Source organism: Roseomonas sp. USHLN139 (assembly GCF_037145735.1).
Taxonomy (GTDB): domain Bacteria; phylum Pseudomonadota; class Alphaproteobacteria; order Acetobacterales; family Acetobacteraceae; genus Pseudoroseomonas.
In genome coordinates this window covers 307609-330423 of sequence record NZ_JBBCWY010000006.1, presented here as the reverse complement: position 1 = coordinate 330423, position 22815 = coordinate 307609, and the positions used below count along the sequence as shown (strand labels likewise).

Genomic DNA, 22815 nt, shown 5'->3' with positions numbered 1-22815 from the left:
TCCCCCGCGGCGCCGCCCCTGCCGGCGGCCGGGAGGCAGCCTGCTGAGTTGCAACAAATGCGTCAAATGCGTAATTCCGGCGCTGAGCTGCGCTTTCCGCAGCATCGCCAGGAGGGGCGGGCATGCTGGGCTACCGGTCGCTGGCGGCGCTGCGCGCCTTCGTCGAGACCGGCTCGGTGGCGCAGGCGGCGGCCCGGCTCGGCCGCACCGCGCCGCAGGTCGGCCGGCTGCTGGCGGCGCTGGAGGCGGAGCTGGGCTTCGCCCTGTTCACCCGGCACAACCGCCGCCTGCTGCTGACCGCCGAGGGGGCCCGCTTCTATGCCCAGGCCGAGCGGGTGCTGGCCGGGCATGACGGGCTGGACCGGCTGGGCCGCGAGATCCGCCAGGGGCAGCGCGACGACCATCTGCGCCTGCTGATCGCGCCGCAGGTGACCAATGCCTTCATCGGCGAGGCGCTGGCCGCCATGGCGGCGCGGGTGCCGGGCTTCACCGCGACGGTGGAATCGCGCATCCGGCTGGATATCGAGAGCTGGGTCGGCCAGGAGCATTTCGACCTGGCGGTCACCGTGCTGCCGCTGACCCATCCGGCGCTGGAGGCCGAGGAATTCTGCGCCGTCGAGGCGGTCGCCGCGCTGCATCCGGCGCATCCGCTGGCGGCGCGCGACAGCCTGGGGCTCGCCGATCTCGCCGAGCAGCCGCTGGTGGTGACGCATCCGCGCTCGCTGATCCGGCAGCGGCTGGAGGCGCTGTGCCGCGACGCCGGCCAGGGCCTGCGCATCCGCTTCGAGACCAGCAGCGGCGCGGTCGCCTGCCAGCTGGCCTCGCGCGGCATGGCGCTGGCCGTCGCCGATCCCTTCGTGGCGCAGTCGAGCGGCGCGGCGCCGCTGGTGCTGCGCCGCTTCAGCCCGGCGATCCCGCTGCCCTACGGGCTGCTCTACCCGCGCTGGCAGCCGCGCTCGGCCACGGTCGAGGCCTTCTCGACCCTGGTCGCCGCGGCGGGGCGGCGGCAGGCGGCGGCGCTGGCCGCGGCGCTCGGCGGCTAGAGGCAGCTCCCGCGCCGGCGGCCTCGCCGGAGCAGGCGACAGGGCCCGCGGAAACGGCAGGCCGGAGAGATGGAACCGCGCCGGGCCGCGCGGCCGGCGCCCCTGCGCCTAGTCGGCGCCCTGGGCGGTGCGCACCACCGCCAGCACCGCCTCATGCGTCGCCAGGATCCGCCGCAGCGTCGGCTTGCCCTTGTCGCTGGCCTCGGCGATGCCCTCGTGCATCTCCTCGATGCCGCTGGCCATCTGCTCGGCGAGGCCGGCGAGGCGCTCCTGCAGCGGCTCGTCATCCTCGCCCAGCTCGGCCTTCCACTTCTCCAGGACGCGGTTGAGCTCGGCGGCGGCGCGGGCGGGCGGGACGCCCGCCTGCATCAGCTTGATGAGCGGGGCGAGATCGGCGGCAGGGGAAGCGGCGCGGGAGCGGGACATGCGGCGCATGATAGGCGCGGCGACGACGCGCAGCCAGGGCGGGCGATACCGGGCGCCTAGCCGCCGCGCGCCGGCTTGGGCTGCGCCGGCCGGCCGACCGGCGGCTTCCACTCGCCGCGCTTGCGCACGCTCCAGGCATAGCGCGGATCGCCCTCCAGCAGGTGGACATGGTCGGCCAGGCGGTTGCGCTCCAGCCAGCCCAGCGCCGCCTCCAGCTCGGCCAGGGTCATGGCGGCGCGCGACTTGTCGCCGACCACGCGCTTCAGCACGGCATTGTAGCGGTGGTAGAGGCCGGGACCCATGACGCCCTTGTGGTGGCCGATGGCGCCGGCCTCGTCCTCGACCGCCTGGGCCGCCACCATCTCGCCGAGCCGGGCGCGCAGCCGCCGCTCGACCACCGAGGGCACCTGCACCAGCTCGCCCTGCGCCGCCTCCTGCTCCGGCCGCCGCATCGCCAGCTCGGGCCCCGGCGCCAGGTGGTCGTAGCGCATCGCCAGGGCGTTGGAGGAAAGCGGGGTGATGCCCGGCGGCGGCTCGGGCAGCTGGTCGAGCAGCCAGGCCGGCAGGCCGCCCTTGCCGCGCGGCGGCTTGATCCGGCGCGCCATGGTGCCCTGCTCGGTCTCCATGCGCCGGCGGAACAGGCCGAACAGCGGGTCGTCGGGATGGAAGACCAGCGCCTGCTGCCCTTCATAGGGGCCGGCATGCGGATCGACCCGGGTGGCGCGCGCCACCATCTGCTCCAGCCAGGGGCGCGAGCGGATATGCGTCAGCGCCGCGACCACGGCGACCTCCGGCGCGTCCAGCCCCTCATAGGCCATGGCGACGGTGACCAGCACGGAAGGCTCGGGCCGCAGGCGGAAGGCGGCCAGCAGCTCATGCGCGCGCGGCGTATCGGAGGTCGCCAGCTGCACCGCCTGCTCGGCCTGCGCCGCCGGGATCCATTGCCGCACCACCGTCAGGTAGTGCCGCGCCGTGGTCTGGTCGGGCGCCACCACCAGCAGCTTGCCGAGGCCCTGCGCCGCCTCGCCCGGCGCCAGCCCGCGCTCGCGCCGGCGCCGCGCCCGCAGGTTGCGGATCGCCAGGAAGGCCTCGCGCAGCAGCGCCTCGGCGAAGCCGGTGCGCAGCGCGGTGAACAGCGCCGGGCGCGTCGTCTCGTCCGGGTGCAGGCCGGAGAGGCGGTGCGGGCCGAGCGCCGTGCCGGTCTCGTCGCGCCAGCTCGCCTCGCCGTCCAGCGCGCCGAACAGCACCGGCAGCACCGATTTCTCGGCCAGCGCCTGGGCGCGCGAATAGCCGACCACCGCCCAGCCGGGGGCGTCCAGCTCGACCTCGCGGGTGCGCGCCTTCGGGCCGCTGCGATAGGGCAGCCAGAGGATGCCGCGGCCATCGGCGCGCTCCAGCGTGCCCGACAGCAGCAGCCGCACGCGGGCGCATTCCAGCAGCGGCAGGATGGCGCGCGACCAGGCGCTGGCCTGGTCCTCCTCGGTCGCCTGCGCCGCGGCGGCGGGGTCGGTCTCGGCCAGCGCCGGCAGGTGGTGCACCTCGTCGACCACCAGCAGGGTGCGGTGGCGGCGGAATTCGGCGAGATGCAGGTCGGGCGCGGCGGCGATGCCCTGGTAGGTGGTGACATAGCCGGCCAGGCCGCGGCTCGGATCGGGCGCATTGTCGGCGGCGCGGACGGAAAGCTGATGGCCGAGCACCTGCCGCCAGACCGGATCGGCGAAGGCCTCCTCGGCCTGCAGCCGCAGGCTGTCGCGCGGCACCACCCAGCAGACCCGGTCGACCGTCCCGGCGGCGATCAGCCGCGCCGCAGCGATCACCGGCAGCAGCGACTTGCCGCCACCGGGCGTCACCGCGGCGAGGATGTCGCAGGCCTCGGTCTGTCCCGTGGCGATCGCCTCGACCACGCCGGCAAGGCGCTGCTGATGCGACCGGAGCGGGCGGAGGCTCACGGGAGGGCGCGGAACGGATCGTGCACAACAGCAATCTAGGCAGGCTCGAATCCGCTTTCCAGGCCCGGCGGCCGGCTTTCCCGGCCCCCATCGCCCTCGTCAGCCGCCCTCGTCAGCCGCCGAAGGGCGTCGGCTGGCGGCGCATCAGCGCATTCCACACCGTCTCGAAGAACGGGTTGCGCGGCCCGTCCGGCGCGCCCTCGACCTGCAGCAGCGCGGCGCAGGCGCCCTTCGCCACGCCCTCCCCGGCCAGCAGCGCGGTCTGCGCGGCGGCGCCCCCGGGGCCGGCGAGGCGGCGCCAGCGTTCGCCCATCTCGGCCGCCGCCCGCTTCGCCTTGTCGCAATCGGCATAGCCCAGCGCCACCACCAGCCCGGCCCGGCCGGGCCCCGCCAGATCGGCCATCAGCCCGGCCTGCCAGGTGGGAAAGGCGGCCGGCGGCTCGGCCAGCGCCTTGCGCGCCGCCTCCATGCCGCCCTGCAGCAGCACCGCCGGATCGGCCGGCGGATTGGCCAGCACCGGCGAGAGCAGCACCGCCTGCACCAGCCCGCCCGCGCCGCCGCGCGCCGCGATCCCCTGCAGCGCGACCTCGAGCGCCGGGCGGCTGGTGGCGGCCGGCTGGTCGCGCAGCTGCGCCGCCGCCGCGGCATCCTGCAGCTGCAGCAGGCTGGCCCCCTGCTGCAGCACGGCCGAGGGTCCGGGCAGGCTGCGCCAGGGATCGGACATGCGGTCCATCAGCGGCACCGGGCCGGGATCGACCAGCGCCTCGCCCTCGGCGCGGAAGCCGCGGCCGCGCAGATGCGCCATCACCGCGCCGGCGGCGGCTTCGTCGGCCAGGCGCCACAGCGCCAGGCCACGGCCCAGGCCGAACATCGCCTCGACCTGCTGCGGCGCGACGCCGGCCGGTGCCGTCCAGCGCTCGACGCCGACCTGGCCAAGGGTGGCGAGCGGCGTGATCTCGCCGCCGACCACGGCGCGGCGCAGCGTGGCCGGGTCCCAAGGACCTGGGGCACCGGCGACCAGCGACAGCGCGGAGAGCTGCACGAAGGCGCCCTGGACCGGCGCCGGGCTGTCCAGCAGCAGCGCCGGCACCTGGTCCAGCGCCTCGCGCAGCCGCGCCAGCCCGTCCTGCGGCGCGGCCAGAGCGGGCATCGCGGCGAGACAGGACAGGCCGAGCAGCGAGAGGGCGAGGCGGCGGGAGATCATGCGGCGGCTCCGATCGGAATGCGTCGCCCCGAGACACTCCGGCGGCGGCGGCAGCGCAAGCCGGCCGCGCCGCCGCTTGCGCAAAGGTGATCGGCGCCGCTCAGCACTCGATGGCGTTCACCGCCAGGCCGCCCTCGGAGGTCTCCTTGTATTTCGAGAGCATGTCGCGCCCGGTCTCGCGCATGGTGCGGATCACCTGGTCGAGCGAGACATGGTGCTGGCCGTCGCCATGCAGCGCCAGCCGCGCCGCGTTGATCGCCTTCACCGCGCCGATGGCATTGCGCTCGATGCAGGGGATCTGCACCAGCCCGGCGATCGGGTCGCAGGTCAGGCCGAGATTGTGCTCCAGCCCGATCTCGGCGGCATTCTCCACCTGGCCGTTGTCGCCGCCCAGCACCGCCGCCAGCCCCGCCGCCGCCATCGCCGAGGCGGAGCCGACCTCGCCCTGGCAGCCGACCTCGGCGCCGGAGATCGAGGCATTGCGCTTGATCAGCGAGCCGATCGCCGCCGCCGCCAGCAGGAAGGTCTCGATGCCGCGCGCATCGGCGCCGGGGACGAAGCTGACGTAGTAGTGCAGCACGGCGGGCAGGATGCCGGCGGCGCCATTGGTCGGCGCGGTGACCACCCGGCCGCCGGCGGCGTTCTCCTCGTTCACCGCCAGCGCGTAGAGATTGACCCAGTCGATGCCGTGCAGCGGGTCGGGCTCGTTGCCCGGCTGGCGCTCCAGCAGCCGGCGGTGCAGCGCGGGGGCGCGGCGGCGCACCCGCAGGCCGCCCGGCAGCTCGCCATCCTGGCGCAGGCCGCGCGCCACGCAGTCGCGCATCGCTGCCCAGAGCCGGGCGATGCCGGCGCTGATCTCGGCATCGCTGCGGAAATGGCGCTCGTTGCGGCGCTGCAGCTCGGCGATGCTCAGCCCGGCGGCGGCCGCCATCGCCAGCAGGCCGGCGGAATCGCGGAAGGGATAGGGCGGCGCGGCCGCGGCGCGGTCGTCCGGCGCGGCCTCCTCCTCCTCCTCGCCGAGGATGAAGCCGCCGCCGATCGAATAATAGGTCTTCTCGATCACCGTGCCGTCGGTGGCGGTCGCGGCGAAGACCATGCCGTTGGTGTGCCGCGGCAGGACGTCGCGGCGGTGGAACAGGATGTCGCGCTCCGGACAGAAGGGCACCGGCCGGCCGCCCGGCAGCGTCAGGCTCTGCCGCGCGCGCAGCCCAGCGAGCAGCGCCGGCGCCGCATCCGGGTCGATGCCGTCCGGCGTCTCGCCGAGCAGGCCGAGCATCACCGCCGCGTCCGTCGCATGCCCCTTGCCGGTCAGCGCCAGCGAGCCGTAGAGCGCGACGCTCAGCCGCGCGAGCGGCCGGTCGGGCAGCGCGGCGGCGAAGCGGCGGGCGGCGATCATCGGCCCCACGGTGTGCGAGCTGGAGGGGCCGATGCCGATCCTGAACAGGTCGAACAGCCCGACCCAGGGCATCGGCGGCGCCGTCGCGGTGTCTTGCGTCATTCCCTCACCCGTCGCAGCGCGTGCTGCGCCTTCCCGGCCGCGACGTGGCGCGGCCGGCGGCGAATGAACAGCATCCGCCCGCCGCGCGCCAGGGCGGGCGGGCGCGGCCACGTCACCCCACGGCGACGACGGCGCCGTTGCGGCGCGGATCGGCCGCCCCCTCCAGCCGGCCGGTCGCCGGGTCGCGGGCGATCGCCTGCATGCCGCCCACCCGCCAGGAGAAGGGCCCCGGCAGCGCCTGCGCGTCATGCCCGCGCGCGCGCAGCTGGGAAAGGACCTCGCCGGCGACGCGGTTCTCGATCTCGACCAGCCGGCCATCCCACAGCCGGGCGCGCGGCGCGTCGATCGCCGCCTGCAGGCCCAGGCCGAAATCCAGGTGGCTGACCATCGCCTGCACCTGGGTCTGCAGGATGCCGTAGCTGCCCGGCGTGCCCAGCGCCAGGCAGGGCGCGCCGTCGCGGGTCGAGAGGCTGGGCGACATGCACATGGCCAGCGGCGCGCCCGGCCGCGCGCGGTTCGGGCTGCCCGGCTGCACATCGGCCCAGTAGAGGAAGTTGTTGAGCAGGATGCCGGTGCCGGGGATGGCGACGCCGCCGCCGAAGACCGAGCCCAGGCTCTGGGTGATGCAGACCAGGTTGCCCTCGCCGTCGGCGACCGAGAAGGAGGTGGTGTGGCCCGGATCGGCGCCCGGCGGCAGCTCGCCGGTCCATTGCTCGGTCGGGCCCTCGATCCCCGCGCCGGCGCGCAGCCGGTCGCGCAGCCGCGCCACGCTGTCCTCCGACAGGATCTCCGCCAGCCGCACCGGGTCGGGGTTGTTGTGGGCGATGCGGATCCCGGCCGAGAGCCGGATGGCGCGCAGCACCAGGTCGAGATGCTCGGCCGAGAGCGGCGCCAGGCCCGCCAGGTCGAAGCCCTCCAGCAGCCGCAGCGCCAGCAGGAACTGGAAGCCCTCGCAGGGCGGCGGCGGCACATGGATGCGCAGGCCGCGATAGGCGATGGCCAGCGGTTCGCGCCAGGCGGGCTCGACCGCGGCCAGGTCGTCGCGGTCCAGCGTGCCGCCCTGCTCGGCGACATAGGCGGCCAGCCGGGCGCCGAGCTCGCCGCGGTAGAGCGCCTCCGGTCCCTCCTCGGCCAGCTGGCGCAGCGTGGCGGCCAGCATCGGCAGCCGCGCCGTCTCCCCCTCCTGCAGCGTCGCGTGGAAGGGGAAGGCGGCGGTGAAATCGGCGCCGGTGCCGGCGGCAGCGGCATGGGCCGGGGCGAAGGCGCGCATCTCCTCCAGCCCGAAGCGGGAGAAGGCGAAGCCCTGCTCGGCCAAAGCGATGGCCGGCGCCATCACCTGGCGCAGCGGCATCCGGCCATAGGCCCGGTGCAGCGCGCACCAGCCGGCGAGATTGCCCGGGCTCGCCGCCGCGGCGGCGCCGGCCAGCAGCTGCTCGCGCGTGGTGAAGCGTTCGGCCGGGAAGGAGCGCGGGATCGGCGGGACGAAGTCGAGCACCCGCACCCGGTCCTCGGCGGCGACCCAGGCGGTGGCGAAGCCCATGCCGGCGAGGCCGGACATATAGGGCTCGACCACGTTCAGCGCGGCAGCGACGGCGACCGCCGCGTCGAAGGCATTGCCGCCGGCCTGCAGCACGCTGCCGCCCGCTTCCGAGGCGCGCTGATGCGCGCTGGCCACCATGCCGCCGCCCTGGCGCGTGCCACCCGCCGCGCCACCTGTCGTCCCGCCCATGGCCGCCCTCCCCTTGCCGCGGCCGGGCGACTCCCCCGGCCGGTTGCTGGCCTGGGATGGTAGCCAGCCGCGCGCGCCGGCTCAAACCGGCGCCGCCTTTCCGACGGTCCGCGCGTTACCCACCGGGGATCTCCCCCGATCCAGCATCAGGAGGCCAAGCCATGGGCGAGGACGAGACGCGCCGCGCCGAGATCGAGACGCGCGCCTATACGCTATGGGCCGAATCCGGCCGGCCGGAAGGCCGCGCCGAGGAGTTCTGGCACCTGGCCAAGGCGCAGATCGAGGCCGAGGAACAGCCCGCCGACCCCGAGAGCCGGGTGGCGGTGGAAAGCGGCGGCGGGCTGATCCCGCCGCCCTCGCCGGTCGACAACTGAGGCCGGCGCGCCCCCGCGCCCGGCGTTCCGCGGCGACCTCCGGGGGCAACCCTGGCGCCGCCGCCGCGTCCTTCTGCTGCAATCAGGAGAATGCGGATGGATCTCGGCATCAAGGGGCGCAGGGCGCTGGTCACCGGCGGCGATTCCGGCATCGGCCTGGCCACGGCGCGGCAGCTGGTGGCGGCCGGGGCGCGGGTCGTGCTGTCGGATGTCGACGCGGCGAAGCTCGCGGCGGCCGCCGGCCCGCTGGGCGACGCGGTGACGGCGGTGGCCGCCGACCTGACCGATCCGGCCGCGGTGGCGCGGCTGTCGGAAGCCGCCGGCCGGGTGGACATCCTGGTGCATGCCGCCGGCATCACCGGGCCCACCGGCGATTTCGAGACGCTGACCGATGACGACTGGCGGCTGGCGCTCGAAGTTGACCTGATGGCGGCGGTGCGGCTGCTGCGCGCGGTGCTGCCGGGGATGGCCGCGGGCGGCTGGGGCCGGGTGGTGCTGATCGCCTCCGAGGATGCGGCGCAGCCCTATGCCGACGAGCTGCCCTATTGCGCCGCCAAGGCGGCGATCCTCAACCTGTCGAAGGGCCTGTCGAAGGCCTATGCGGCGAAGGGCGTGCTGGTGAACACCGTCTCGCCCGCCTTCATCCACACGCCGATGACGGATGCGATGATGCAGAAGCGCGCCACCGAGCGCGGCTGCAGCTTCGACGAGGCGGTCAGCAGCTTCCTGGCCGAGGAACGGCCGACGCTGGAGCTGCGGCGGCGCGGCGAGCCGGAGGAGGTCGCCGCCGCCATCGCCTTCCTGGCCTCCGCCCCGGCCAGCTTCATCACCGGCGCGACGCTGCGCGTCGATGGCGGCTCGGTCGCCAGCCTGGCCCTCTAGCTGGCGCCCTGCCGGCCGCGCCGGAACCGCTCACTTTCCGCTGAGCGGCATGATCCGGCGCGGCGCCGCGCGTTGAACCCGCGATCGGCGCGTGGCCTGCCCGCCCGCCCGAACGCCTTCCCCCGGTCCCCCCTGGACCGGAGCGTGTTTCAAGAGGACGGGATTTCTGCATGCGAACCTCCGACGTCGCGGCCACCCGGCGCGGCCTGGTCGTCGGCACCGCCGCGACCGCCGCGACCCTCGCCGCCTCTCCCGGCGCGGCCGCGGCCCGGCCGGCGCCGCCCCTCGCTTCACCGACCCCCGCCGGAGCTCCTGCCATGGCCAAGGTTTCCTTCTCCCTCAACGGCGCGCCGCGCAGCCTGGAGCTCGACACGCGCACCACGCTGCTGGACGCGCTGCGCGAGCATCTCGATCTCACCGGCACCAAGAAAGGCTGCGACCACGGCCAGTGCGGCGCCTGCACCGTCCTCGTCGACGGCCGCCGCATCAATGCCTGCCTGACGCTGGCGGTGATGCATGAGGGCCAGTCGATCACCACCATCGAGGGGCTGGGCACTCCCGACGAGCTGCACCCGATGCAGGCCGCCTTCGTCAAGCATGACGGCTACCAGTGCGGCTATTGCACGCCGGGGCAGATCTGTTCCTCCGTCGCGGTGCTCGAGGAGATCAAGGCCGGCATCCCGAGCCATGTCACCGGCGAGCTGACCGCCGCGCCGCAGCTGACGGCCGACGAGATCCGCGAGCGCATGAGCGGCAACATCTGCCGCTGCGGCGCCTATTCCAACATCATCGAGGCCATCACCGAGGTCGCGGAGCGCCAGGCATGAAGCCCTTCACCTATGAGCGCGCCGCCTCCCCCGCGGCCGCCGCGGCGGCCGTGGCGCGGATGCCCGGCGCCAAGTTCATCGCCGGCGGCACCAACCTGCTCGACCTGATGAAGCTGCAGATCGAGACGCCGCCGCATCTGATCGACGTCAACGGCCTGGCGCTGGACCGCATCGAGGCGACGCCGGAAGGCGGCCTGCGCATCGGCGCGCTGGTGCGCAACACCGACCTCGCCGCCGATCCGCGCATCCGCCGTGACTACGCGCTGCTGTCGCGCGCGCTGCTGGCCGGCGCTTCCGGGCAGCTGCGCAACAAGGCGACGACGGCGGGCAACCTGCTGCAGCGCACCCGCTGCCCGTATTTCTACGACACCAACATGGCCTGCAACAAACGCCAGCCCGGCAGCGGCTGCGCCGCCATCGGCGGCTACAGCCGGCAGCTGGCGGTGATCGGCCACAGCGAGGCCTGCATCGCCACCAACCCCTCCGACATGGCGGTGGCGATGCGCGCACTCGATGCCGTGGTCGAGACGGTCGACGCCGAGGGCGCGACGCGCGCCATCCCGATCGCCGAGTTCCACCGCCTGCCCGGCGACACGCCGCAGCTCGAGACGGCGCTGCGCCCCGGCGAGCTGATCACCGCCGTCACCCTGCCGCCGCCGGTGGGCGGGCAGCAGATCTACCGCAAGGTGCGCGACCGCGCCTCCTATGCCTTCGCCCTGGTCTCGGTCGCCGCCGTGGTGCAGCCGGATGGCAGCGCGCGGGTGGCGCTGGGCGGCGTCGCGCACAAGCCCTGGCGGGTCGAGGCGGCGGAGCGCGAGGTACCGCGCGGCGCCAAGGCCGCGATCGACGCCATCCTCGACGGCGCGCGGCCGACGACAGAGAACGCCTTCAAGGTGACGCTGGCGGCGCGCACGCTGCATTCGGTGCTGCTGGAAGCGAAGGGCTGAAGCGATGAAGTTCGAAACCCCCGCCACGCAGAACCCGATCGACCAGTTGAAGGTCGTCGGCCAGCCGCTCGACCGCGTCGAGGGCCGGCTGAAGACCACCGGCCAGGCGCCCTATGCCTATGAGCGGCGCGACAGCCCGGTGGCCGATGCCGCCTATGGCCATATCATCGGCGCCGGCATCGCCAAGGGCCGCATCACCGGCATGCACCTGGAGGCGGCGCGCGCCGCGCCCGGCGTGCTGGCCATCGTCACCGCCGAGAATGCCGGGCCGCTGGACAAGGGCAAGATGAACACCGTCCGCCTGCTCGGCGGGCCGGAGGTCGACCACTACCACCAGGCGGTCGCCCTGGTGGTGGCCGAGACCTTCGAGCAGGCGCGCGATGCCGCTGGCCTGGTGCGCATCGACTATGCCCCGGCCGAGGGCGCCTATGACCTGGCCGCCGCGCGCGACAGCGCCGAGAAGGTCGACCAGTCGGCCAGCGCCACCGGCGATTTCGCCGGCGCCTTCGCCGCCGCGCCGGTGCAGTTCGACGCCACCTACACCACGCCCGACCAGACCCATGCGATGATGGAGCCGCATGCCTCGGTGGCCTTCTGGGAGGAGGACCGGGTGACGGTCTGGACCTCCAGCCAGATGATCGCCTGGGGCGCCAGCGACCTGGCGAAGACGCTGCGCCTGCCGCGCGAGAAGGTGCGGCTGATCTCGCCCTATATCGGCGGCGGCTTCGGCGGCAAGCTGTTCCTGCGCGCCGATGCGCTGCTGGCCGCCCTCGGCGCGCGGGCGGCGGGACGCGCGGTCAAGGTGGCGCTGCCGCGGCCGCTGATGATCAACAACACCACTCACCGCCCGGCCACCATCCAGCGCATCCGCATCGGTGCCGACCCGCAGGGCCGCATCACCGCCATCGGCCATGAGAGCTGGTCGGGTGACCAGAAGGATGGCGGGCCGGAGACGGCGGTCGACCAGACCCGGCTGCTCTATGCCGGGGCGAACCGGCTGACCCAGCTGCGGCTCGCCGTGCTCGACCTGCCGGAGGGCAATTCCATGCGCGCCCCCGGCGAGGCGCCCGGGCTGATGGCGCTGGAAATCGCCATCGACGAGATGGCGGAGAAGCTCGGCCTCGACCCGGTCGAGTTCCGCATCCGCAACGACACCCAGGAGGACCCGAACCAGCCGGGCCGCCGCTTCTCGCAGCGCCAGCTGGTGGAATGCCTGCGGCTGGGCGCCGAGCGCTTCGGCTGGGACCGCCGCCGCGCCCCCGGCCAGGCGCGCGACGGCCGCTGGCTGACCGGGCTCGGCGTCGCCGCCGCCTTCCGCAACAACATGGTCACCAAGTCCGGCGCGCGGGTGCGGCTGGACGCGCAGGGCCTGGTCACGGTCGAGACCGACATGACCGATATCGGCACCGGCAGCTACACCATCATCGCGCAGACGGCGGCCGAAATGATGGGGGTGGGCATCGAGCGGGTGACGGTGAAGCTCGGTGATTCCAGCTTCCCGGTCTCGGCCGGCTCGGGCGGGCAGTGGGGCGCCAACAGCGCCACCGCCGGCGTCTATGCCGCCTGCGTCAAGCTGCGCGAGGCGGTGGCGCAGCGGCTCGGCGTCAACTCGGCCGATGCGGTCTTCGAGGGCGGCGACATCCGCTCCGGCAACCGCCGCGTCGCCCTGGCCGAGGCGGCCGGCGCCGACGGGCTGGTGGCGGAGGACAGCATCGAGTTCGGCGACCTCGACAAGCAGTACCAGCAATCCACCTTCGGCGCGCATTTCGTCGAGCTGGCGGTGGATGCCGCGACCGGCGAGACGCGGCTGCGCCGCATGCTGGCGGTCTGCGCGGCGGGGCGCATCCTCAACCCGAAGACGGCGCGCAGCCAGGTGATCGGCGCCATGACCATGGGCGTCGGCGCGGCGCTGATGGAGGAGCTGGCCGTCGACACGCGGCAGGGCGCCTTCATCAACCACGACCTGGCGCTCTACGAGGTGCCGGTGCATGCCGACGTGCCGCACCAGGAGGTGATCTTCCTCGACGAGGTCGATCCGATCTCCTCGCCGATGAAGGCCAAGGGGGTGGGCGAGCTCGGCCTCTGCGGCGTCGCGGCGGCGATCGCCAATGCCGCCTACAACGCCACCGGCATCCGGCTGCGCGACTATCCGCTGACGCTGGACAAGCATCTCGACCGGCTGCCGGCGCTGGCCTGAGGCGTCCTGGCCGACCCTGGCTAACCCTGGCTAGCCGGGGCGGTGGCCGATCGCCACCGCCCCGGCCGGCGTCAGGCCGAGCTGGCGCAGCGCGTGATGCGCGGCGGCATCGAAGGCGATGTCGACCCGCTCGGCGCTGGGGCGGCCCTGGAACACCGCCGGCATGTCCTGCAGCCCGAGGATCCGGTCGGCCCAGAGCAACAGGTCGCAGCCGGGCACGGCGCTGGGCGCGATCCGCCGCGCCGGGTCGGGCAGGAAGACCAGCCGCGCCTCGTCCCCGGCCCGCGGCGTCGGATCGACCAGCGCGGTGCCGCCCGGCGGCTGCCAGACCGCGTGATAGGCCGCCTCGTTGATCATCCCCGGCCGCAGCAGCCAGCCCGGCACCACCTGGCCGCCGGCCTCGCGCACGCGGTGCGCCACGTTGACGTGGCACTGCCCTGCGGCATAGTGCGGGTCGAGCGGGGTGACGGGCAGGATCGCCGAGCGGGACAGCCGCAGGCGGCGCAGGAACTGCTGGATCAGGGCGGGTTTCGGCAGGGAGGGGCGCATCGCCGCCTCATAGCACCGATCGGCCGGCGGGCGAGCCGGCGCGGGCTCAGCCGGCGTCGCCGGGCGCCGCCTGCCAGACCTGGCCGGGCCGGGCCGCCAGGAAGCGCTGCGGCGCCACGCCCTGCTGCGCCAGCGCCACGGCCAGTTCCTCCTCCGGCCGGGCGATGCCCTCGTCGGTCAGCTTGAAGGTGCCCCAGTGATAGCCCAGTGCCTGGCGCGCGCCGAGCAGGCGGAAGCCCTGCGCCGCATCGGCCGGGTCCATGTGCTGGCCGGCCATGAACCAGCGCGGCGCATAGGCGCCGATCGGCAGCAGCGCCAGGCCGAGCGCGCCATGCCGCGCGGCGACGCGGCGGAACGGCCTTCCCTCGTCGAAGCCGGTGTCGCCGGCGAAGAACACGCCCTCCCCCAGCCCGCGCAGCACGAAGCCGCACCACAGCGCACGGTTGCGGTCGAACACGCCGCGCGCCGTCCAGTGGTGCACCGGCTCCAGCACCGCCTCCACCCCGGGGCCGAGCGGCACCACCGCCTCCCAGTCGGCCGTGGTCACCGCGATATCGGCGTCATGGCCGCGGATCGTCGCGTCATGGCCGAGCGGCGCCAGGATGCGCGGCCGGTCGCGCTGCCAGAGCCGCGCCAGGGTGTCGAGGTCGAGATGGTCGTAATGGCCGTGCGAGACCAGCACGGCGTCGATCGGCGGCAGGTCGTCGAAGGCGATGCCCGGGGCATTGACCCGCTTCGGCCCGGCGAAGGAGACCGGGCTGGCGCGCTCCGACCAGACCGGGTCGGTCAGGATGTTCAGCCCGGCGCCCTGGATCAGGAAGCTGGCATGGCCGGCGAAGCTGACGCGCAGCGCCCGGCCGGCGACGCGCGGCGGCGGCCGGTCCGGCGGGAAGGGGCTGGGATAGGCTTCCGGCCAGGGCTCGTCGCCGCCGCCGAGCTTCCAGCGCGCCAGGTCGAGCAGGCCGCGCGGCCCGGCGCCGCCGGGGTTGAAGAAGCGCTCGCCGTCGAAATGGTCGCTGGCCGCCAGCGCGGCGCCGGGCACCCCGCCGCCCAGGCAGCCGCCGATCCAGGGCAGCGCGGCGGCAGCGCCGAGCAGGCCGCCGAGGCGGCGGCCCAGGCGGCGACGAGTCAGGCGGGGGGCGGGCGGCTGGTCGGTCACGGGCGGACGGGTCTCGCGGCGGGGATGGCTGCGAGGTGGTGCCGGAAGCGGCGGCCGCAAGCCGCCGTGACCCTGCGTGACAAGAAAGCGGCCGGCGGCGGCACGGGGCCGCCGCCGGGATCAGTCCGTCTCAGTAGTGGACCGAGGCGGCATCCAGCGGCGTCGCCTTGGGCGGGGCGAACTTGGTCAGGTCGATGCCCTGGACGGCGGCCTTGTATTCCTCGGCGCTCGGCGTGCGACCGAGAATGGCGGAGAGCACCACCACCGGGGTCGAGGCCAGCAGCGACTCGCCCTTCTTCTCGCCGGCATCCTCGACCACGCGGCCCTGGAACAGGCGGGTGGAGGTGGCGAGCACGGTGTCGCCCTTCTCCGCCTTCTCCTGGTTGCCCATGCAGAGGTTGCAGCCCGGGCGCTCCAGATAGAGGATGTTCTCGTATTCGGTGCGCGCCGCGGTCTTCGGCTGCACGTCGTTGAACTCGAAGCCCGAATAGCGCTGCAGGATCTCCCAGTCGCCCTCGGCCTTGAGCTCGTCGACGATGTTGTAGGTGGGTGCTGCGACCACCAGCGGCGCCTTGAACTCGACCTTGCCCTGCGTCTTCTCGATGTTCTTCAGCATCTGGGCGACGATCTTGATGTCGCCCTTGTGCACCATGCAGGAGCCGACGAAGCCCAGATCCACCTTCTTCGCCGCGCCGTAATAGGAGACCGGGCGGATGGTGTCGTGGGTGTAGCGCTTGGAGACGTCGGCATTGTTGACGTCCGGGTCGGCGATCATCGGCTCGTCGATGATGTCGAGGTCGACCACCACCTCGGCGAAGTACTTGGCATTGGCGTCGGGGGCCAGCGCCGGCTTGGCGCCCGAGCGGATCTCGGCGATGCGGGCATCGGCCTTGGCGATCAGCCCGCGCAGCGTGCCGGCGGCATTCTCCATGCCCTTGTCGATCATGATCTGGATGCGCGACTTGGCGATCTCCAGGGATTCGATCAGGGTCGCGTCCTGGCTGATGCAGATCGAGGCCTTGGCCTTCATCTCCGCCGTCCAGTCGGTGAAGGTGAAGGCCTGGTCGGCCAGCAGGGTGCCGATATGCACCTCGATGACGCGGCCCTGGAAGACGTTGTCGCCGCACTGCTTCAGCATCTGCTGCTGCGTCGCATGGACCACGTCGCGGAAATCCATGTGCGGCTGCATGGCACCCTTGAAGGTCACCTTCACCGATTGCGGGATCGGCATGGTGGCCTCGCCGGTCGCCAGCGCCAGCGCCACCGTGCCGGAATCGGCGCCGAAGGCGACGCCCTTCGACATGCGGGTATGGCTGTCGCCGCCGATGATGATCGCCCAGTCATCCACGGTGATGTCGTTCAGCACCTTGTGGATGACGTCGGTCATCGCCGGATAGGCGCCCTTCGGGTCGCGCGCCGTGATCAGGCCGAAACCGTTCATGAAGGACATCAGCTTCGGGATATTGGCCTGCGCCTTCTTGTCCCAGACCGAGGCGGTGTGGCAGCCCGACTGGTAGGCGCCGTCCACCAGCGGCGAGATGACCGAGGCGGCCATCGCCTCCAGCTCCTGCGCCGTCATCGGGCCAGTGGTGTCCTGCGAGCCGACGATATTGACCTTGACGCGGACGTCCGAGCCCGCGTGCAGGATCTTGCCCGGCGTCACGCCCACCGCGTTACGGTTAAAAATCTTCTCGACCGCGGTCAGGCCCTGGCCCTCGACCGAGATCTCCTTGTTCGGGGCGAAGACCTGGGCCGCGGCGACGCCGAGCGTCTGCGCCGCGAAGGTCTGCAGCTTCTTGCCGAAGACGATGGCATAGGAGCTGCCCGCCTTCATGAATTCCAGCTTCTGCGGCGTGAAGGCGCCGGCGATGTCGACCAGCTCGTTGCCCTGGGCGTCGCGCAGCTTCTTGCCCTTGACGTCGATGGTCAGGACGGTGCCGGTCTCGACCGAATACTTCTGCTCGAGGATCGGGTTGCCGTCATTGTTGAGGATCGGCTTGCCGTCGGCGCCGAGCTTCTTCACCCAGTTCTTCAGGTTGATGCCGATGCCGCCGGTGACGTCGACGGTGGTGGCGAAGATCGGCGAAATGCCGTTGGTGCCGGCGACGATCGGCGCGACATTGACGAAGGGGACATAGGGGCTGGAGGGCCGGCCGGTCCACAGCGCCACGTTGTTGACGCCCGACATGCGCGAGGAGCCGACGCCCATCGTGCCCTTCTCGGCGATCATCATCACCCGCTTGCCCGGGTGCTGGCGCTGCAGCGCGACGATCTGCTGCTGCGCCTCGGGCGAGCACATGCAGCGGCCGTGCAGCTCGCGGTCGGCGCGCGAATGCGCCTGGTTGCCGGGCGAGAGCAGGTCGGTCGAGATGTCGCCCTCGGCGGCGACGAAGGTCACCACCTCGATCGCGTCGGGGACCTCGGGCAGCTTGGTGAAGAACTCGGCCTTGGCGTAGCTCTCCAGCACGTCACGCGCCACGGCGTTGCCGGCCTGGTGGGCGTCGCGCAGCCGGAACATGTCGGCGTCGTAGAGGAAGACCTGGGTCTTCAGCACCTCGCCGGCCTGCGCGGCCAGGGTGGCATCGGCGCCCAGCGCGATGTCGAGCAGCACGGCGATCGAGGGGCCGCCCTTCATGTGCGACAGCAGCTCGAGCGCGAAGGCCGGCGTGATCTCGGGGAGCGCGACCTCGCCCAGGATGATCCGCTTCAGGAAGGCGGCCTTCACCCCGGCGGCGCTCGTGGTGCCGGGCAGGGTGTTGTAGATGAAGAACTTCAGCGCATCGGCGCGGTGCTCGCTGCCGGCATCCTGGATCAGGGCGATCAGGTCGGCCACCAGCGCGCCATCGTCGATCGGCTTGGGAGCGAGCCCTTGAACCTTTCTGCCTTCGATGTCGGTCAGGTAATCCAAGTAGGCTTTCATCGCATTCCCACCGTCATGAGGTCGGTGCAGGAGCCGCGCGCGGCGCCCAGCACCGGTATTGTAAACTGCCTGGGGTCCCAACGGCCCCGAGTACGCCAAGCCAGGCAAACTGACAAGGTACCGTCTCCCGGCCGGCCATTCTGCCGCGCATCCGATGCCGGGTTGTTAAGAAAGGGGGCGGTCCGCAAGCGCCGGGCCGGCCGGCTGGATCCCAGGATGGATCCCATCATGGATCCCAGGATGGATCCCGTGGCCGCCTGGCGCGTTGACCCCGCATGATCATCCGCCGTCCCGAGGCGGGCTGCCGCCTGCTGGTCCCGCAGCCCGCCCATGCCCTGCTCTCCGGCCAGATGCTGGCCGCCTGGGGCGCCCCGGGCTTCGCCCTGCCCGACCCGGCGCCCGCGGTGATCCTGGCCGCCGGGCAGCACGACCTGGCCTGGCTGGACTGGGAGGCGGCGCCCAGCCTGAACCCGGAGACCGGCCTGCCGCACAGCTTCACCGAGCTCGGCGCCGCGGTGCACGCGCCGATGTGGGCGCAGGGGGTGGAGCGGGCGCGCGCCGCCTGGGGCCTCTGGCCCGCCCTGCTGATCTCGCTGCACGGCACCCGGATCTACACCGAGTACCTGCGGCCCGAGCGGCTGCCGCCGGCCGACCGCGCCGCCATCAACGAGCATGCCGCGCGCCAGGCGGCGCTGCAGGCGGACTGGACGGCGAAGCTCGGCGCCGCGCCGGAGCAGGTGGCGCGCAACTCGGCGCTGGTCGCGGTGACCGACGCGCTGTCCCTGGCGCTCTGCTTCGCCGCCCCCGACAAGGCGGGCGAGGCGCCGATGGAAGATGGCAGCCGCCGCCCGATGCGGCTGGCGCGGCAGGAGGAAGCACGCTGGTCGCTCGACCCCTGGCCGTTCCGCGAGGAGCGGCTGGTGCTGCGCGCCGAGGCGATCCAGCTGCCGGAAGCAACCCGCTGGACCGGGGAGGAGGCGATGCGCCGCGACCTGCGCCAGGCGCGCTGGAGCCCGCTGGTCGAGACCCTGGTCCCGGCATGAGCGCCGCGCCGCCGCCGACCACGCCGGATGGCCGCTACCTGATGGTGCGCGGCCGGCTGTGGCGCCGCGCCAACCCGGCCCTGTCCGCCGCCCGGCGCGAGGCGCTGGTGCGGGAGCTGATGGCGGCGCGGCGGGCCAAGCAGGCGGCGATGCGGCAGCAGGACAGCGCGGCGCGGGAGGCGGCGCGGCAGCGGGTCGAGGCCGCCAAGCAGGAGCTCGGCGAGCGCGGCCCGGTCTGGTGGCAGGATGGCGCGCCGGACTACACCCGCCACCTGGCGCGCAACACGCCCTATGCCGGTTGGGCGGCCGCGCTGGCCGAGGAACTGGCGGAGGGCTGAACCGCCGGTTCAGCGGCGTCGCAGATTGGCCCAGGCCTCGGCCAGGCGGTCGATGCGCTGCTCGGCCGGGCTGCGCGGCGGCAGGCTGGGCAGCACCGGGCCGCGCCGCAGCGCCATGGCGGCCGGCGTCTCGCCCTCGCGCCAGTGCCGCACCGTGCCGGAATCGAGATGGATGAAGCCCTGGCCGGGATACAGGCCGACGCCGCCGCGGCCGAGCTTCAGCGCCGCCTCGGCGAAGCCGTCGAAGCGGGCGCGGGCGATCTGCAGGTCGAGCGCCGCGGCGCGCAGGTGCTGGCTGTTGGCGGCGCCGTTCACCTCGCGGTTGGTCGCCTCGGTGCGGTAGCCGGAGAGCACGGTGAATTCCGCGAAGCCCTGGCGTCGGCCCATCTCCCAGACGATGTCGATGGCCTCGACGTCGAAGGCGCGGACCTGGCCGGTGCGGGTATCGGCCAGCACCTGCGACAGCTCGGCCATGGCCTTGGGATCGGCGGCCAGGCCGTTGTGGTAGATGCCGGAGAAGACCGCGCCGGAGGCCGCGTGGCGCAGCCGCAGCCGGCGCGCCAGCGGCGGGTCCGGCAGCAGCCGCGGCGCCGCCAGGGCGGGCGGCGCGGCAACGGCGGCGGCCAGGGACAGGGTGCAGAAGAACCGGCGGCGCATGCCCGCATTTTCGTCGGTTAAATATTATGGGGCAACCCACTAATTCGCAGTTTTACTATGTTTGTCCTTGGACGATTTCAAATTGATCCAGGGGAAATATTTTCATCCCTGGCAGGCGGGGAAATGACCCGTGGCGGAAACCGCCCGGCGGGGATGGCCGCCCTGCCCGGCTGCCGGCGGCCGCGCCGCGGCCCCCGCCGGCGAAACCGCCGCGCGCGGCGCGGCGTTGGACGGTCGACAGGAGAACCCGGATGACGCCGCCGCGCCTCAGCCTTGCCGTGCTGCTCGCCGCCCCCGCGCTGCTCGCCGCCTGTGCCGGCGAGGGGCCGGGCGATGTCGATCGCGGCCTCGCCACCTATGTCGGCCAGCCGGAGATCCGCCTGGTCGAGGGCTTGGGCGTGCCGCAGCGCGTCTATGACGGCGAGGGGCGGCGCTTCCTGGAATACGACCTGACCAGCAGCACGCCGCCCGCCGCCTCCGGGCTGAGCTTCGGCATCGGCGCCGGCAGCTTCGGCTATGGCGGCGGCTATGGCCGCGGCCGCGGCGTCGGCACCGGCACCGGCATCGGCCTGGGCTTCCCGCTCGGCGGCGGCGGCTATGCGGCGGAGCCCTGCCTGGTCACCTTCGAGCTGCGCGACGGCCGGGTGTTTAACTTCCGCCGCACCGGCGACAACTGCCGCTGAGGCCGCGCCGCTGACGCGAATGTGCCGCGGCCGCCCGCTCCGGCGCCGCGCGCCGGCATGCTAAGCCCGGCGGCGGCAGCACAGCGCGGGAGGCAGGGCATGGCGGCGCGGCATCGATGGGCGGGGGTCCTGCTGGCCGCGCTGCTGGCGGCGGGCCCGGGCCGGGCGCAGGAGATGGCCTGGTCGCGCGACCCGGCGACCTCCTGCCGCTTCGTCGCGCCCCGCTCGCTGGAGGGCGGCCCGGTCTTCTCGACCGGCGCCTGTCCGGCGGGGCTGGCGGAGGGCCATGGCATGCTGCGGCGCCGCGACAGCGCCCGGCCGGGCGTGGCCTTCTACGGCGCGATGCAGGGCGGCGTGCCGCGGATCGGCGTGGTCGATCTCGATGGCGGCTATCGCGTCGGCGCCTTCCGGGAGGGCGAGATCGGCGAGGGCGAGCTGGACTGGCCCCAGCGGCTGGAGGCCTTTGACGCCGCGGTGCGGGCGGCGCGCGCGGTCAGCGCCGCCTACCGCGCCCAGGGCAATACGGCCTCGGCGCGGCATTATGAGGGGGTGGCGCGGCAGCTGGCGATGCAGAACGACGGCTGAGCGGGCGGCGCCCGCCTCAGGCCACCCCGGTCGGGCCGTCGAGCACCAGCCGCACCTTCTTCGCCAGGTTCTGCAGGCCATAGGGCTTGTTGATGATCTCGAATTCCGAGCCGCCGGCCTCGATCCGCTCGACCGAGGCCTCGGCATAGCCGGTGGTCAGCAGGATCTTCAGCTCCGGCCGGCGCCGCCGCGCCTCGCGCGCCAGCACCACGCCGTTCATCCCGCCCGGCATGATCAGGTCGGAGAACAGCAGGTCGATCTCGGGATGCGCCTCGAGCATCACCAGCGCCTGGCGCCCGCTCTCGGCGCGCAGGATGCGGTAGCCGAAATCCTCGAGGAAGGCCTCGGCGACATCGCCGATCTCGGGCCGGTCCTCGACCACCAGGATCACCTCCTGGCCGCCGCGCTGGATCGCCCGCGAGTGCGGCGTGGCGCGGCGGTCGCCGGTCCCCTCGGCGGCGGGGAAGTAGAGCCGCACCGTGGTGCCGAAGCCCGCCTCGGAATACAGCCGCACCGTGCCGCCGGACTGCTTGGCGAAGCCATAGACGGTGGACAGGCCGAGGCCGGTGCCGCGGCCTTCCTCCTTGGTGGTGAAGAAGGGATCGAGCACCCGGGCCAGGATTTCCGGCGACATGCCGCAGCCATTGTCGGAGACGCTGATGCAGGCATAGCGCCCGGGCGGCAGGCCGGCCGGGTTGCCGGCATCCTCGGCCGCCACCTCGTGGTTGCGGGTCTCCAGCGTCACCGAGGGCGAGGGCCGCCCCTGCAGCGCGTCGCGCGCATTGATCAGCAGGTTCAGGATCGAGACCTCGAGCTGGCTGGGATCGGCCCGGCAGTTCCACAGCGTCTCGTCGAGATGCGCATAGACCTTGGCCTCGCCGCCCAGCGTCCGCCGCGCCAGGTCGAGCATCGAGCGCGCCGTCTCGTTCAGGCTCAGCGCGCGGCCCTCCAACCGCTGCTTGCGGGCGAAGGCCAGCAGCTGCTGGGTCAGCGTGCCGGCGCGCATCGCCGCCTGGTGCGCCGCCTCGATATGGCCGAGCGCCCGCACCTCCGCCCCGCCGCCGCGGCGCAGTGCCGCCAGCGCCAGCTCGTGATAGCCCGACATCACCTGCAGCAGGTTGTTGAAGTCGTGCGCGATGCCGCCGGTCAGCTGGCCGAGCGCCTCCATCTTCTGCGCCTGGCGCAGCGCATCCTCGGCATCGCGCCGGCGCGAGACGTCGAGCTGCGAGCCGAAGAAGTAGATCAGGTTGCCCTCGCCGTCATGCACCGGCGAGATGTAGAGCGCGTTCCAGAAGCTGGAGCCGTTCTTGCGGTAGTTCAGGATCTCGGTGGCGATCTCCTGCTCTTCGCGGATCGCCTGCTTGACCTGCTCCACCGTGTCGCGATCGGTCTCCGGCCCCTGAAGGAAGCGGCAGTTGCGGCCGATCAACTCCTCCGAGGCATAGCCGGTCAGCGCCAGGAAGGCCTGGTTGGCGAAGATGATCGGATTGTCCTTCTGCCGCGGATCGGTCACGGTCATCGGCATCCGCGTGGTCTCGACCGCGGCGAAGAAGATGTCGCGGCTGTCGCGCGCGCCGGAGAAGTCGGGGCTCTGCCGCGTCTCCTCCGACAGGGCGGGCCTGTTGCGCGACCGTTCGACGGGCATGACTCTCCCTTCTGCCGCTGGCGGCATGGCTGCGACGGTTCCGATAGCGGGATGCGGCGGGCGGCCTGCGGCGGCCCGGCACCCGGTTCCGTCACATAAGTTATTTCCGCGCCAAACGTTGTGCGGGACCCTGGCTTTTTTTCCCGCGCCGCAAGCCGGC

General features: G+C 73.3%; 20 protein-coding genes. 10 read left to right on the top strand and 10 right to left on the bottom strand.

The window, feature by feature from the left end; all coding sequences use genetic code 11:
- Positions 1-122 precede the first annotated feature (122 nt).
- Complete coding sequence (locus WFI16_RS18210; RefSeq protein WP_419899265.1) at positions 123-1043, top strand: LysR family transcriptional regulator; 921 nt, start codon at positions 123-125, stop codon at positions 1041-1043.
- 108 nt (positions 1044-1151) lie between these two features.
- Here WFI16_RS18210 and WFI16_RS18205 read toward each other — a convergent pair whose 3' ends face one another.
- The 5 genes from WFI16_RS18205 to WFI16_RS18185 all read right to left on the bottom strand — a co-directional run bounded on the left by WFI16_RS18205 (position 1152) and on the right by WFI16_RS18185 (position 7849).
- A complete protein-coding gene (locus WFI16_RS18205) occupies positions 1152-1469 on the bottom strand; it encodes a hypothetical protein (protein ID WP_419899264.1) in 318 nt (105 codons plus the stop codon).
- Positions 1470-1525: 56 nt separating this feature from the next.
- A complete protein-coding gene (locus tag WFI16_RS18200) occupies positions 1526-3418 on the bottom strand; it encodes a DEAD/DEAH box helicase (protein WP_419899263.1) in 1893 nt (630 codons plus the stop codon).
- Between the two features lie 112 nt (positions 3419-3530).
- A complete protein-coding gene (locus WFI16_RS18195; RefSeq protein ID WP_419899262.1) occupies positions 3531-4622 on the bottom strand; it encodes a hypothetical protein in 1092 nt (363 codons plus the stop codon).
- A 100-nt stretch (positions 4623-4722) separates the two neighbouring features.
- Positions 4723-6120: an L-serine ammonia-lyase gene (locus tag WFI16_RS18190; RefSeq protein WP_419899261.1), complete on the bottom strand. Its 1398-nt coding sequence runs from the start codon at positions 6118-6120 to the stop codon at positions 4723-4725.
- Positions 6121-6232: 112 nt separating this feature from the next.
- Positions 6233-7849: a gamma-glutamyltransferase family protein gene (locus WFI16_RS18185; RefSeq protein WP_419899260.1), complete on the bottom strand. Its 1617-nt coding sequence runs from the start codon at positions 7847-7849 to the stop codon at positions 6233-6235.
- Positions 7850-8010: 161 nt separating this feature from the next.
- On the opposite strand from WFI16_RS18185, the gene WFI16_RS18180 reads away from it, so the two are divergent.
- The 5 genes from WFI16_RS18180 to paoC all read left to right on the top strand — a co-directional run bounded on the left by WFI16_RS18180 (position 8011) and on the right by paoC (position 13076).
- A complete protein-coding gene (locus WFI16_RS18180; RefSeq protein ID WP_419899259.1) occupies positions 8011-8223 on the top strand; it encodes a DUF2934 domain-containing protein in 213 nt (70 codons plus the stop codon).
- A 96-nt stretch (positions 8224-8319) separates the two neighbouring features.
- On the top strand, positions 8320-9105 hold the full coding sequence (locus WFI16_RS18175; protein WP_419899258.1) for an SDR family NAD(P)-dependent oxidoreductase: 786 nt from the start codon (positions 8320-8322) through the stop codon (positions 9103-9105).
- Positions 9106-9275: 170 nt separating this feature from the next.
- A complete protein-coding gene (paoA, locus tag WFI16_RS18170) occupies positions 9276-9932 on the top strand; it encodes an aldehyde dehydrogenase iron-sulfur subunit PaoA (protein WP_419899257.1) in 657 nt (218 codons plus the stop codon).
- A complete protein-coding gene (locus WFI16_RS18165) occupies positions 9929-10879 on the top strand; it encodes an FAD binding domain-containing protein (protein WP_419899256.1) in 951 nt (316 codons plus the stop codon). The genes paoA and WFI16_RS18165 overlap by 4 nt, the downstream gene beginning before the upstream one ends.
- A 4-nt stretch (positions 10880-10883) precedes the next feature.
- A complete protein-coding gene (gene paoC / locus WFI16_RS18160; RefSeq protein ID WP_419899255.1) occupies positions 10884-13076 on the top strand; it encodes an aldehyde oxidoreductase molybdenum-binding subunit PaoC in 2193 nt (730 codons plus the stop codon).
- Positions 13077-13106: 30 nt separating this feature from the next.
- Here the strand turns inward: paoC and WFI16_RS18155 are convergent, their stop codons facing one another.
- The 3 genes from WFI16_RS18155 to WFI16_RS18145 all read right to left on the bottom strand — a co-directional run bounded on the left by WFI16_RS18155 (position 13107) and on the right by WFI16_RS18145 (position 17692).
- Entirely contained in the window at positions 13107-13625 is a 519-nt protein-coding gene (locus WFI16_RS18155) for a hypothetical protein (RefSeq protein WP_419899254.1), read from the bottom strand.
- Positions 13626-13671: 46 nt separating this feature from the next.
- Positions 13672-14784, bottom strand: a complete 1113-nt coding sequence (locus tag WFI16_RS18150; protein ID WP_419899253.1) for an MBL fold metallo-hydrolase — start codon at positions 14782-14784, stop codon at positions 13672-13674.
- A 130-nt stretch (positions 14785-14914) separates the two neighbouring features.
- Positions 14915-17692, bottom strand: a complete 2778-nt coding sequence (locus WFI16_RS18145) for a bifunctional aconitate hydratase 2/2-methylisocitrate dehydratase (protein ID WP_419899252.1) — start codon at positions 17690-17692, stop codon at positions 14915-14917.
- Between the two features lie 287 nt (positions 17693-17979).
- Here WFI16_RS18145 and WFI16_RS18140 point away from each other — a divergent pair, with 287 nt between their 5' ends.
- Positions 17980-18747 carry a DUF3891 family protein gene (locus WFI16_RS18140; RefSeq protein WP_419899251.1) on the top strand — a complete coding sequence of 256 codons (768 nt, stop codon included), beginning with the start codon at positions 17980-17982 and terminating at the stop codon, positions 18745-18747.
- Positions 18744-19085, top strand: coding sequence for a hypothetical protein (locus WFI16_RS18135; protein WP_419899250.1), 342 nt, complete (start codon positions 18744-18746; stop codon positions 19083-19085). Before WFI16_RS18140 ends, WFI16_RS18135 begins: the two co-directional genes overlap by 4 nt.
- A gap of 9 nt (positions 19086-19094) precedes the next feature.
- Here the strand turns inward: WFI16_RS18135 and WFI16_RS18130 are convergent, their stop codons facing one another.
- Positions 19095-19742: a YcbK family protein gene (locus tag WFI16_RS18130; RefSeq protein ID WP_419899249.1), complete on the bottom strand. Its 648-nt coding sequence runs from the start codon at positions 19740-19742 to the stop codon at positions 19095-19097.
- A gap of 251 nt (positions 19743-19993) precedes the next feature.
- Between WFI16_RS18130 and WFI16_RS18125 the strand changes: the two genes are divergently transcribed.
- Positions 19994-20425 (top strand): hypothetical protein, encoded by a 432-nt coding sequence (locus tag WFI16_RS18125; RefSeq protein WP_419899248.1) that lies wholly within the window; start codon positions 19994-19996, stop codon positions 20423-20425.
- 99 nt (positions 20426-20524) lie between these two features.
- Complete coding sequence (locus tag WFI16_RS18120; protein ID WP_419899247.1) at positions 20525-21010, top strand: hypothetical protein; 486 nt, start codon at positions 20525-20527, stop codon at positions 21008-21010.
- Positions 21011-21026: 16 nt separating this feature from the next.
- Here the strand turns inward: WFI16_RS18120 and WFI16_RS18115 are convergent, their stop codons facing one another.
- On the bottom strand, positions 21027-22655 hold the full coding sequence (locus WFI16_RS18115; protein ID WP_419899246.1) for a histidine kinase famiy protein: 1629 nt from the start codon (positions 22653-22655) through the stop codon (positions 21027-21029).
- Positions 22656-22815 lie beyond the last annotated feature (160 nt).

Bases quoted from the DNA above. Each gene is read 5' to 3' on its own strand.
- WFI16_RS18165 (WP_419899256.1), top strand. From the start codon at position 9,929: ATGAAGCCCTTCACCTATGAGCGCGCCGCCTCCCCCGCGGCCGCCGCG.
- paoA (WP_419899257.1), top strand. From the start codon at position 9,276: ATGCGAACCTCCGACGTCGCGGCCACCCGGCGCGGCCTGGTCGTCGGC.
- WFI16_RS18155 (WP_419899254.1), bottom strand. From the start codon at position 13,625: ATGCGCCCCTCCCTGCCGAAACCCGCCCTGATCCAGCAGTTCCTGCGC.
- WFI16_RS18190 (WP_419899261.1), bottom strand. From the start codon at position 6,120: ATGACGCAAGACACCGCGACGGCGCCGCCGATGCCCTGGGTCGGGCTG.
- WFI16_RS18175 (WP_419899258.1), top strand. From the start codon at position 8,320: ATGGATCTCGGCATCAAGGGGCGCAGGGCGCTGGTCACCGGCGGCGAT.
- WFI16_RS18120 (WP_419899247.1), top strand. From the start codon at position 20,525: ATGGCGGCGCGGCATCGATGGGCGGGGGTCCTGCTGGCCGCGCTGCTG.
- WFI16_RS18195 (WP_419899262.1), bottom strand. From the start codon at position 4,622: ATGATCTCCCGCCGCCTCGCCCTCTCGCTGCTCGGCCTGTCCTGTCTC.
- WFI16_RS18210 (WP_419899265.1), top strand. From the start codon at position 123: ATGCTGGGCTACCGGTCGCTGGCGGCGCTGCGCGCCTTCGTCGAGACC.
- paoC (WP_419899255.1), top strand. From the start codon at position 10,884: ATGAAGTTCGAAACCCCCGCCACGCAGAACCCGATCGACCAGTTGAAG.
- WFI16_RS18125 (WP_419899248.1), top strand. From the start codon at position 19,994: ATGACGCCGCCGCGCCTCAGCCTTGCCGTGCTGCTCGCCGCCCCCGCG.
- WFI16_RS18135 (WP_419899250.1), top strand. From the start codon at position 18,744: ATGAGCGCCGCGCCGCCGCCGACCACGCCGGATGGCCGCTACCTGATG.
- WFI16_RS18115 (WP_419899246.1), bottom strand. From the start codon at position 22,655: ATGCCCGTCGAACGGTCGCGCAACAGGCCCGCCCTGTCGGAGGAGACG.
- WFI16_RS18185 (WP_419899260.1), bottom strand. From the start codon at position 7,849: ATGGGCGGGACGACAGGTGGCGCGGCGGGTGGCACGCGCCAGGGCGGC.
- WFI16_RS18205 (WP_419899264.1), bottom strand. From the start codon at position 1,469: ATGTCCCGCTCCCGCGCCGCTTCCCCTGCCGCCGATCTCGCCCCGCTC.
- WFI16_RS18130 (WP_419899249.1), bottom strand. From the start codon at position 19,742: ATGCGCCGCCGGTTCTTCTGCACCCTGTCCCTGGCCGCCGCCGTTGCC.
- WFI16_RS18140 (WP_419899251.1), top strand. From the start codon at position 17,980: ATGATCATCCGCCGTCCCGAGGCGGGCTGCCGCCTGCTGGTCCCGCAG.
- WFI16_RS18180 (WP_419899259.1), top strand. From the start codon at position 8,011: ATGGGCGAGGACGAGACGCGCCGCGCCGAGATCGAGACGCGCGCCTAT.